General features: G+C 51.8%; 9 protein-coding genes and 1 pseudogene. 6 read left to right on the top strand and 4 right to left on the bottom strand.

Annotated features, from left to right (window positions below; genetic code table 11):
- Positions 1-36 precede the first annotated feature (36 nt).
- Positions 37-942: a LysR family transcriptional regulator gene (locus SD10_RS10770; RefSeq protein WP_046573804.1), complete on the bottom strand. Its 906-nt coding sequence runs from the start codon at positions 940-942 to the stop codon at positions 37-39.
- 89 nt (positions 943-1031) lie between these two features.
- Positions 1032-2000, bottom strand: coding sequence for a phytanoyl-CoA dioxygenase family protein (locus tag SD10_RS10765; protein WP_046573803.1), 969 nt, complete (start codon positions 1998-2000; stop codon positions 1032-1034).
- 156 nt (positions 2001-2156) lie between these two features.
- Between SD10_RS10765 and SD10_RS10760 the strand changes: the two genes are divergently transcribed.
- The 3 genes and pseudogenes from SD10_RS10760 to SD10_RS10750 all read left to right on the top strand — a co-directional run bounded on the left by SD10_RS10760 (position 2157) and on the right by SD10_RS10750 (position 5585).
- Complete coding sequence (locus SD10_RS10760; protein ID WP_046573802.1) at positions 2157-3002, top strand: helix-turn-helix domain-containing protein; 846 nt, start codon at positions 2157-2159, stop codon at positions 3000-3002.
- Between the two features lie 168 nt (positions 3003-3170).
- Positions 3171-3946, top strand: a pseudogene (surE, locus tag SD10_RS10755) (5'/3'-nucleotidase SurE).
- 97 nt (positions 3947-4043) lie between these two features.
- Entirely contained in the window at positions 4044-5585 is a 1542-nt protein-coding gene (locus SD10_RS10750; RefSeq protein WP_046573801.1) for a GH3 family domain-containing protein, read from the top strand.
- A gap of 242 nt (positions 5586-5827) precedes the next feature.
- Here the strand turns inward: SD10_RS10750 and SD10_RS10745 are convergent, their stop codons facing one another.
- Both SD10_RS10745 and SD10_RS10740 read right to left on the bottom strand, forming a co-directional pair.
- Entirely contained in the window at positions 5828-6466 is a 639-nt protein-coding gene (locus tag SD10_RS10745; protein WP_046573800.1) for a LysE family translocator, read from the bottom strand.
- A 130-nt stretch (positions 6467-6596) separates the two neighbouring features.
- Positions 6597-7145: an NUDIX domain-containing protein gene (locus tag SD10_RS10740; protein ID WP_046573799.1), complete on the bottom strand. Its 549-nt coding sequence runs from the start codon at positions 7143-7145 to the stop codon at positions 6597-6599.
- A 248-nt stretch (positions 7146-7393) separates the two neighbouring features.
- On the opposite strand from SD10_RS10740, the gene SD10_RS10735 reads away from it, so the two are divergent.
- The 3 genes from SD10_RS10735 (at position 7394) to SD10_RS10725 (ending at position 11621) form a co-directional block, all read left to right on the top strand.
- Complete coding sequence (locus tag SD10_RS10735) at positions 7394-9214, top strand: M61 family metallopeptidase (protein WP_046573798.1); 1821 nt, start codon at positions 7394-7396, stop codon at positions 9212-9214.
- Positions 9215-9366: 152 nt separating this feature from the next.
- On the top strand, positions 9367-10374 hold the full coding sequence (locus SD10_RS10730; RefSeq protein ID WP_046573797.1) for a cation diffusion facilitator family transporter: 1008 nt from the start codon (positions 9367-9369) through the stop codon (positions 10372-10374).
- Positions 10375-10424: 50 nt separating this feature from the next.
- On the top strand, positions 10425-11621 hold the full coding sequence (locus tag SD10_RS10725) for a PQQ-binding-like beta-propeller repeat protein (RefSeq protein ID WP_082111570.1): 1197 nt from the start codon (positions 10425-10427) through the stop codon (positions 11619-11621).
- Positions 11622-11676: the final 55 nt, after the last annotated feature.

Here is an 11676-nt window from a genome sequence, read left to right as displayed (position 1 = left end):
TAACAACGCACGAAGCAAATACCGTTTTGGCATGAGTTATTCCCTGGAGGAATAATGGTGTTTCAAGAACTGAATAAATGTACTGACCAATCGATTGCCTTCGGTTCCCTTCCGCTGAATGAAATAGAACGTTCGCTGAAGGAGTAAACCCTGAATGGGGAGCACAACCAACTCGCCTAGAGCCAGTTCCTTGATGATGGCTCGCTTGGGCAAAAAAGCCAGGCAGGTATCTGCCAGCGCAAAATTTTTGAGCGCTTCCGTTCCGCCCAGGCGAATCAGGATGCGCAACGACGACAAGGGTATGCCTTTTTTGCTTAGCTCATCGTCAATAATGGCCAGCGTACCCGACCCATTCTCCCGCAGGGCTACGGGAATAGTGGGTAAATCGGTCAGGGTTAGCGTTCTGCCCCGCAACGGACTCCGGGCTGAACAAACGGCCAGTACATCGTCTGTCATAAAGGGCGTGTAGGTTACGGTATTTACCCGGGTCAACCCCTCTACAATCCCGACATCGATTTCATGAGCCAGCAGCGCATTCTGAATGGTCTCGGAGTTGCGGTTGAGCACATCGACCCGAATGTGGTCGTGTTGCTGCAGATAAGCGGATAAAGCTGATGGCAGGACGTATAAACTGATGGTTGTGCTGGACCCGATGGCTAATTTTGTTAAGGGGAGAAACGACTCGTTGATCTGTTGGAGCTCCTGGTGTAGCTCCTCCTGTAACTGGCCCGCCTGCAGCAATTTGTTGTACAGGGCCTGCCCCGCGTTGGTGAGGCTGATGTGATTTCCGTGCCGTTCGAATAAGCCTGTTTTGTAAAAATATTCCAGCGACTTTATATGCTTACTAATCGCCGACTGGCTCAGGAATAACGTTTGGCTGGCTTTGGTAAAACTTAATAAACGAGCCACTTCCATGAAAACCAGGTGGCGGGATGAGAGCATAAATGGATTATCGTTTCGGTTGCGTCACAACGTCAAAGATAACCCATTTTTTCGGACCGAATTACCGCCCTGTCTCTCCTGGCAAACGCTTACTCCCAACTGTCCAAACCCAGTAGTTTTCGGCCCAGGGGGGAGAGTTCGGCGGTTTGCTCGCGTTCTTTTTCCCAGTTACGGGGATCGCCCGGAAACGCGTAGCCTTCGGGGGCCTGCCGCTCGCGCCAAGACATAATCCGCCATTGCCGCAAGGCTTCGTTATCTTCTTCGGCGGGCATCATGGAAATATACTGCGCGATCCGCACCTTGTCCGCCGACAGGTTAGGACGTATGCCGTGGGGCTGTGTGCTATTGAAAATCAACAGGTCGCCTGCTTCCATCTTTACTTTCACAAACTCGAATCCGGTCGTATCAGGTTTAAAGTGGTCGCGGTCGGCGGGTTGGGTTAGTTTCCAGGTGTCGTAGGTGCGGTAGAGTTCGGGCAGGCACTGAAAACCACCCATGTTCTCGTCCGTCTGATCGGCCAGCGCCAGCACACCCTGTACATTCTGCGGGCGGGTTTCGGGATCGTAATCCCAGTGAATAAATCCCTTGAACTCGTGCCCCGGCCGAACCGGGAAATTCAGATTGGCCCGGTCGATGGTTACCCATAATTTTTCGGTGCCCCATATGTCGACAAACGCATCATATACCCGCTGGTATTGCCGGTTATCCCATTCGTACTGGTGGTTGTACAGTTCGACCATACCACTATTGGTCAGCTCTTTCATTTTCATTTCCGCACGGGGCGGGGCATACCAGGTAGTCGGATCGTTGGGGTCTTTCTCTTCAAACTTCCAGATAAAACTGGCCAGCCGTTCGGCATTTTCTTTGGGCACCGCCTGTTTGATCACGATATACCCGTTTTCTTTCCAGAAGGCCCAGTCGTCTTCGGATAATACACGAAGCGGCTCGCCATTGGGGCGGTCATTCAATTTAAGTTTGCTGCTAGTGGCTGTCGACGGATTTCCGGGAATGTCCTTGTGTGCATTATCGGGAATCCTTGTGGGTTGCATCGTCTCCATAAGGCAATAGGATGTTAAAGCGTTTTTATTGGATCAAAATTAGGCATTATGCGCATCGGCCAGTTAAGACGATACTAGCCACTTTTTGCACTATATTGCTCTTAGGTTTGTCAGTAGACAATATTTTTGTCATTTAGCAGCAAAATCGTCTGATTTATGAAAGTTGCTCTGGAGCAAATCAGCCCCGATACTGACAGTTCGTTCCATCTGTTGCTTACTCCTCACTTGAGCGATGTTTTTCTGTGGCACTACCACCCGGAATACGAAATCGTATACATCGAGGGGGCTAACGGCACGCGTCATGTCGGCGATCATATTTCGCGCTACGAAGGGAGTGATCTGGTTTTCATTGGCCCTAACATTCCGCACCTTAACTTCGATTACGGTGTCAAAACCGATCACAGAAAAGTTGTCGTGCAGTTGAAGGAAAACTTTCTGGGCGAGGTGTTGTGGCAGGCACCCGAATTTGCGGCTATTACGAAGCTGTTTGCGCGCGCCCGGTCGGGTATTTCCTTTTATGGACACACCAAACAGGTCGTTGGCGAACGGTTGAATCAACTGGCCAACCTGCCTCCATTTGAGCGACTTATGCTGCTGCTATCCATTTTCCAGCTTCTGGCAACCAGCACCGAATGCACACCGCTGCAGGGAGAAGCCGTTGCCAGCGCCTACAACCTGAAAGAACAGCAGCGACTCAAACGGGTGAACCAGTTTATTGCTGAGCACTATACCCGACAGCTATCCATCGCCGAAGTAGCCGCCTTGGCGAACTTGACGGAAGCGGCTTTCTGTCGGTATTTCAAACGCATGACCCGGCTCACGTTTACGCAGTTTTTGAATCAATACCGGATCAATCAGGCCCAGAAACTGTTACTACGGGATAACACGGTTTCGGAGGCTTGTTTTGCGTGCGGCTTTGACAGCCTGTCGTACTTCAACAAGATTTTCCGGCGGGTTACGGGCGAAAATCCGCTCCAGTTTAAAAAACGGCACCAGGCCTGACAACTGTGTCGAAACGGCCCTGAAATTAAGTTTCGTCCGTCCTTATGCCGTATTTGTGTAGTTTAGCGGCAACAAAAGTCATTTGTTGATGGCCGGAACGAGGTAAACAGCCGTAAGCAGTTGACCAGTACCCGGTATCGATGATTGACACATGACAACCCAGCGTTTATGTCCGAACAAAAACCTTTGATTCTTATTACGAACGACGACGGAATTACCGCCCACGGTATTCGCACGCTCGTTGACTTAATGAAACAAATCGGTTCGGTGGTTGTGGTCGCTCCGAACAGTCCTCAATCAGGCATGGGCCACGCAATCACCATCGCGAACCCAATTCGACTTTATCCATCCGATATTTTTGGCGATGTACCCGCCTATGAGTGCTCCGGCACGCCGGCCGATTGCGTTAAGCTGGCCAAAAATCACGTCCTGAAAGACCGGGCTCCGGACCTGGTTGTCAGCGGGATCAATCACGGCAGTAACTCGTCCATCAGCGTGCTGTATTCGGGCACCATGTCGGCGGCCATTGAGGCCGCCATCGAAGGCATTCCGGCAATTGGTTTCTCTCTTGGTGACTTCACGCGACAACCCGACTTTTCGCATACGCATGAGCACATCCTCACCATTGCCCGAAACGTACTGGCGCGGGGGTGGAGCGCGGCACGGCCTTAAACGTAAACTTTCCGGCCCGCACCGCCGAGCCACTGAAAGGCATTCGGATCTGTCGGCAGGCCAACGCCAAATGGCAGGAGGTTTTCGATGAGCGACGCGACCCGCACGGCCGCCGGTACTTCTGGCTGGCCGGTGATTTCGTCAACTTCGACACCCACGCCGAAGACACCGACGAGTATGCCCTATCGCAAAATTACACGTCCATTGTACCCTGTAAATATGATCTGACAGCGTACACGATGATGGACAAGTTGAACGAATGGAAATTATAAGGATGTATGATGTATGTTATAGGATGTAGGAGCAGAAACGATAACCCGCATTGTATACCATACATCTTATGTCATACATCCTATATCATCTACAAACATGGCTTTACTAGGTAGTATGCTCAAAAACGGGATTCGATTATCGAATGTCGTCCGACTGCGGAAGTTCAACGCCCTTCGTCAGCAGCGCAAAGTCTTCCGTAAGCTTATTCGAAAAGCGCAGTTCACCGCCTTTGGTGAAGCCTATCACTTTGATGACTTACTCCGGGCGGCCGAATTTGGCACCGAACGGGAGTTTTATCAGAAATACAAGCAGAACGTGCCCATCCACGACTACAACAAAATGTTCGATTCGTGGTGGAAGAAAACGCTGGCTGGCGAACCCAATGTGACCTGGCCCGGAAAAGTGAAATACTTTGCCCTCAGCTCGGGTACGTCCGAAGCAGCCACCAAGTACATCCCGGTCACCAAGGCGATGTCGAAAGCCATCCAACGAACCAGCATTCGCCAGATTTTGACCCTCGGAAAATACCAGAACCTCCCCTCCACGCTTTACGAAAAAGGGTGCCTGATGCTGGGCGGCAGTACGGATCTGAGCGTTCGGGAGGGCCATTATGAGGGCGATCTGAGCGGCATTACGGCCAGTAAAATCCCCCTCTGGTTCGAGCGATTCTATAAACCCGGCCGCGACATTGCTCAGGAGCGCGACTGGGCGCTCAAACTGGACGAAATTACGGAACAGGCTGCAGGTTGGGACATCGGCTACGTGGTAGGCGTACCCGCCTGGATTCAGTTGCTGATGGAGAAAATCATTGCCCGGTACAATGTCAAAACCATCCACGACATATGGCCCAACCTGATGGTGTTCTGCCACGGGGGGGTTTCCTTTGAACCGTATCGGCAGGGATTTGAAAAACTGCTGGCCCACCCGATCACCTACATCGAAACGTATCTGGCTTCGGAAGGCTTCATTGCGTACCAGACCCACCCCGATGCGGAGGGCATGCAGCTGGTGCTTAACAATGGGCTCTTTTTCGAATTTATTCCGTTCAACGAGCAGAATTTCTCGGCCGATGGCGAACTGATCGAGACCCCCGAAACGCTGATGATCGATGAGGTCGAAGAGGGAAAAGAGTATGCCCTGCTGATTTCGACCTGCTCCGGGGCGTGGCGCTACCTCATCGGCGACACGATCCGGTTCGTGAATAAAACTCGGGCTGAAATAGTGATTACCGGCCGGACCAAGCACTTCCTGAGTTTGTGTGGCGAACATTTGTCGGTCGATAACATGAACAAGGCCATCGAAATGGTCTCCGATGAGCTGGGCATCTCCATCCGGGAATTCACCGTAGCGGGCGTAACCTACGATACGCTGTTTGCCCACCACTGGTACATCGGCACCAATGACGCCGTCGATGCCAACGAACTCCGCGACCGACTGGATGCCAAACTGAAAGAACTCAACGACGATTACGCCGTTGAACGTCGGCACGCGTTGAAAGACATTAGTGTAACCGTCCTGCCAACGAAAACCTTCTACGACTGGATGGCCTCCCGAGGCAAAATGGGTGGCCAGAACAAATTTCCCCGCGTTCTGAAAAAAGGAATGATTGCAGAATGGGAAGCCTTTTTAAATAAATGATGAGTGATGAATTATAAATGATTAGTCTACTCCGAGGCCTGTGTCCCCACAGGCCTCTTGAGCGTCAGCAACGTTATAACCATCCGGCGGAGAGGCTGTGAGGACACAGGCCTGCTCCCGTGGTCCGTGCGGTCGGCGTTCCGATCTTCACGGACTACTCACGCGTCAGCCAGATTTACCTGCCGGAAAGGTGGTCCGTGTCCTCACGGACCACGGAAGCAGAATTCATTATTCTCTTACCCCTACCAGTTCAGCGCTTTTGAGAGCGGTTCAAGCAGCCGGGTGTAGGCAATGTTGGCGGCTCCGATCAAGAAAACAACGCCCGTTGTCCGGTTGAAAATCAAAACGACCCGGGGCGTAAAGAGCCGCTTGAGCCGGTTTGCGTAATAAGCCAGCGCCGATTCCGTAACGAACACGCCCACCAGAGCAGCGATCATAAAGGCGTATTGCTGGCTGGTTGAATAATGCAGATGTGAACGAATATAGGCCACAATGGCCACCCACGACACGAAATTGACGGGATTGAGTGCGTTCAGAAAAAAACCGGTCGTGAAGTAATAGACAAAATTACCGAAACTTGTTTTTGGGTACGCCAGCCGGGGTGTTCCTTTCAGGATATTGACCAGGCCCATCGCCACTAGGAACAGCACCCCGACAATGGCCATGAAGTTCTCGAAACCCTGCACTTTAGGAATGAATGCGGTGCCCAGCAGAGCCGCCAGCACAAATAATGTGTCGCCGGTGATAACGCCCAAAACGATCTTCATTCCCGAGCGAAATCCATTGTCGACGCTGTTCTGGATCAATGCAAAAAATACCGTTCCAAATGTCAGACAGAGCGCTACACCGACCAGGAAACCGAAAAGAATAGGTAAAAACACAAGCAGATTTTAGTTTGTTGGTTGTTTGTCGTTTGTCGTTTACGGTTTGTCGTTACCTATTGCACCAGCCCCGATCCCGATTTGATGGGGCAGCAATTACAAATTACAAACCACAGACCACAAACTAAGTTTAAATTCCCCGCAGTCGGGCCACAATTAACAGGCCACTTACGCTGAGCGAATCAGTAATCCGGCTCGTCATGGCCATCTCAACGGCTTCGGCAAGGGGCAACTTCCAGACGCGTAAATCTTCTGTTTCTTCGGGTGCATGATCGCCCTGTACCAGCTCTTCGGCGATGTACAGGAATCCCTCTTCATCGGTCGCGGAATTGGACGTATGGATACGGGCTACTTTAGTCCATGTTTGGGCGATCAGGCCCGTTTCTTCCTTCAGCTCACGCTTGGCCGACTCCAGCGGATCAGTACCTAGCGGGGAACCGCCTTCAGGAATTTCCCATGAGTACTCATTTAACGGGTAACGGTACTGCCCAACGAGGTAGGTGTTACCCTCGGCATCAATCGGAATGACGCCAACGGCCTTATTTTTGAAACTGACAACGCCATAAATGCCAGGTGTACCAGCGGGCGTAATGACCTCCTCATGCCGGATCGCCATCCAGGGATTTTCGTAAGTTACAGCAGAATTGAGCGTTTGCCAGGGATTTTCAGTCGAGTTCATACAGGAGCTAAAACGGTTCTCGATTTGGGTTACGGCCTTTGATCTACACCCATCCAGCGTGTCAGCATCAGGACAATTCCCCGATAAAGTCGCTAAGTTATCACGTTTCGCCCATACCCTGCGACAAGGTCTGTTGCCTTTTTTGTCTCTACCGATCATCAGTCCGGTTATACTATTCTCGCAGGCAACGCTTAAATTGGCCTAAATTTGCCCGGTTCTGCCACCTACTTATCAACACGAAACGCTCAATGAAATTACCAATATTACTCCTTCTTTCCACGCTGTTTATTCGTTCGGTTAATGCCCAGACAATCCGCTACGATGTTTCCTTCCCCAACGCCATTCACCACGAAGCGCAGATTAGTCTGACGGTTTCTCAATTGCCGAAGCAAACGGCCATTTTCCGAATGAGTCGCTCATCGCCAGGGCGTTATGCTACCCATGAGTTTGGCAAGAACGTTTATAATGTCCGGGCGTATGATGAGCAGAACCAGCCATTGTCCCTTGTTCGGACTGAGGGTGATGTCTATACCGTACCGACGCATAAGGGCACAATCCGGCTCAGCTACACGTTGTTCGGCAATTATCCAGATGGCACCTACATGGGCATCGATCCGCAGAGTATTCACCTGAATATGCCCGCTACGTTTATGTGGGTCAAGGGTTTCGACAAACAGCCCATTACCGTAAAATTTAACCTGCCGACCGGCAATATGGGCGTTGTGGCTACCCAGTTAGTCCCGACAACGGATCGATATACCTTCACGGCTCCAGGTTTACAGTACTTCATGGACTCGCCGGTAAAGATCGGGAAGCTGGCCATCAACGAATGGAAACGAACCAATACCGATGGCAAGCCGATCACCTTCCGGGTTGCGCTGGAAGCCGCCGTCGCCGATTCGACGGCGAACGGATTTACCCAAAAAATTGCCCGCATTGTGGATCAGGCAAAGGCTGTTTACGGGGAGTTTCCGAGTTATGATTATGGCAATTACACCTTTCTGGCAAGTCTGAACCCATATGTTCGGGGCGATGGCATGGAACACCGCAATTCGACCATGATTGCCGTGCCGCTTGCCTTCACAGGACCAGAGAAGGTATTGGGCGTGTTTGCGCATGAGTTTTTCCATTGCTGGAATGTGGAACGCATCCGGCCCAAAACGCTGGAGCCCTTTAATTTTGAGAAGAGCAACATGAGCTACGAGCTCTGGTTTGCCGAAGGTTTTACCCAGTATTACGGGGAGCTACTCCTCGTTCGGGCCGGTTTCACGCCGATTGATGAATACACCAATACGCTGGCGGGACTTGTATACACCAAACAGCAAACGCCCGGCGCCACCCGCTATTCGCCCATCGATGCCAGTTGCCATGCCGTCTTTGTCGATGCTGGGGTATCCATCGACCGAACGAATTACGGCAACATGTTCACTTCATATTACACCTATGGTGCAGCGGTTGCCCTGGCGCTGGACCTTGAATTACGCCAGCAAAACCAGTCGCTGGACACCTACATGCAGGCGGTCTGGAAGCGGTTTGGCAAACCCGAGCAGCCCTACACCGTCGATGGCTTGCAGACCGTGCTGGCCAGCCTGGCAACCCCCGAGTTTGCGCGTTCTTTCTTCGACAAATACATCCGTGGTCACGAAGCCATCGACTATGCTTCCTTACTGGCTAAAGCGGGGCTTGCCGTCAAAAAAGCACAGGCCGGAAAAGCGTGGATGGGATCCGTTCGCTATGGCGAAACCAACAATGGCCTGACGCTGCTTTCCAATACCGTCCTGGATTCGCCATTATACAAGGCGGGTCTCGATATTGACGATGTGATTACTGCCGTTGATGGACAAGCTGTTGCTAAAACTGAAGCACTCCAGGCCATGTTGGCACAACACAAACCCGGTGATGTCATTCAGCTAGCCTATAGCCATCGGGACGACGCAAAAACGGCTCCGGTTACACTGGCCGAAAATCCGTCGACATCGGTTGAGTTATACGAAAAAGCAGATCTTACGCTCACGCCCGAGATGAAGGCATTCCGGACGAACTGGCTGGGAGCGAAGACCGTAAAATAAACGAGAATGCTCTCGCCTGACTTAGTTCGTGGTAAAAGGCACGCAAACCGATTACCACGAACACCAACTTTCCCCTGTCGAATTATTACCTTTGTCGTTTACAAATCGTTTCCGACGATCCGAATTGAACGTATCCCCTATCCCACAGCTTCATGAGTGCCAGTCAACAAACGAAATACCGATGGATGGGCATCTCGCTGGGACTGAGCATAACGCTGCTGGTACTCAAATTCACGGCTTACTTCCTGACCTACTCGACCGCCATTCTGAGTGATGCGGTCGAATCTATCGTTAACGTCATTGCCAGCGGGTTTGCGTTTTATAGCATTTACCTGGCTGGCCAACCCCGCGATTTGAATCACCCGTATGGGCACGGAAAAATTGAGTTTCTGTCCTCGGGTTTCGAAGGGGCGATGATTCTTTCGGCGGGGCTGGTTATTATCTGGCAGGCGATACTCAGCATTTTCGAACCTAAAGTACTTGCCAACCTCGACTGGGGCTTTGCGCTGATTGGGCTGACCGCCGTGGCCAACGCCTTTGTTGGCTGGATGCTCATTCGGTCAGGAAAACAAACTGACTCGGCGGCTTTGACTGCCGATGGCAAACACCTGCTTACCGATACGTTTAGCAGTGTGGTGGTGATGATTGGCGTGGCACTGGTTGCCTATACCGGAAAACACTGGATTGACAGTGCACTTTCCCTGTTACTCGCCATCGTAATTATCTACAACGGGTTTCAGATCACCCGCCAGTCGGTGGCGCGCTTGATGGACGAAGCCGACGTGCCTACACTGCACCGGGTCGTAAACCTCTTGAATGTACACAAAGACCGAAACTGGATCGATGTGCATAACCTGCGCGTTCAGAAATACGGTGCCGATCTGCACATCGACTGCCACTTGACGCTGCCGTATTACTGGAAACTGAATCAGGTCCATGAGGAAGTACATCATTTCGAAGACACGCTCAAAGACGGTTTCCGGGGCGAAGTCGAGATTTTTGTCCACACCGATCCCTGCGAAAAAGAATGTTGCCACTACTGCCGCGTCGCTAATTGTCCCGTTCGGGCGTTCGCTTTCCTCAACGACGTAGACTGGACTCCCGATAATCTGCCACTCAACCAGAAGCACTTTGTTCCCTTAACTATGCCGGGCGTATAGTTATGTCGCCTTTTTAGGGTATATTTTCGGAGATAAGCCTTTGCTTTTATATGAGAAGCTATTCTCCCGTTTTACTCGCGTTTGCCCGTCTTTCCGGAATGCTGCTTGTCTGGGTTATCCTCGTAAGCATCTGCCTGTCAGGTTGCAAACCAGCGTCCACCCTAAATGTAGCTCCGCCCGTTACGCCACCCATTGCCGCGACCGTTACAACACCGCCCTCCGCCACGATCTCAGCCCCCGTTGTTTACGCAGCCAGTTTCGATAATAACCTGTACGCCCTTGATACCACAACCGGGCAGCCCCGCTGGGTTTTCAAAGCCGACACCTCCATTCAGTCAAGCCCGGCGGTTGCGTACGGGATGGTTTATGTCGGTAGCAATGACTACAACCTGTATGCCATTGACGGTGATACCGGCAAAAAGAGATGGGCATTTAAAACCGGCGGAATCGTGTATTCCAGCCCGACCATCGCGAACGGCATCGTGTACGTCGGTAGTCAGGATGGCAAGATATACGCCATCGATGCCACCATTGGTAGCCTGCTCTGGCTGTTTACGAATTCATTTGGGTTTTACTCCAGCCCGACTGTGGCGAATGGCCTTGTCTACATTGGTGGGCAGGATAACCGCGTTTACGCGCTGGATGCGGCTACGGGCCTCCTGCGCTGGGTATCCAGTGCCGACTATTTCATTCTCTCCAGCCCGATCGTGGCGAATGGACTGGTTTATGTAGGCAGCCAGGATGGTAAACTGTACGCCCTCGATGCGACCACGGGCAAGCAACGCTGGACATTTAAAACCGGGTCGGCCGTAGACTCCAGTCCGGTTGTTGCCAATGGGGTGGTGTATGTTGGTAGTGCAGATCAGCACCTCTATGCACTCGATGCGACTACTGGTCAGCAACGCTGGTCTTTTTCAACAAACGGCGTCGTCTATTCCAGTCCGGTCATTGCCAATGGAATCGTTTACATAGGCAGCCGCGACCACAATGTATACGCCGTAAATGCCAGCACAGGCCAACAGGTGTGGTCGTTCAGCACGAGCTTCGATATCTATTCCACCCCCGTTGTGGCCAGTGGCGTCGTTTATATTGGGAGCAACGACTACAGCCTGTACGCCCTTGATGCTGTTACGGGTCGTAAACGCTGGAGTTTCAGAACGGGCGGTATCGTCGTGTCCAGCCCGGTCGTGGCCCAGAAGAATAGAATAACCGGAACATACCCAACCGTTAGCGGGGGCGGCAAGTAATGTTGCCCATCATTGTAGACCTGTTTTAGTCTTGACTGACAAGACGCCTAAGTAA

Origin of the sequence: Spirosoma radiotolerans (assembly GCF_000974425.1) — a bacterium.
Lineage (GTDB): Bacteria > Bacteroidota > Bacteroidia > Cytophagales > Spirosomataceae > Spirosoma > Spirosoma radiotolerans.
Note: the sequence above shows the minus strand (reverse complement) of the source record. Positions and strands in the feature narration are given on the sequence as shown.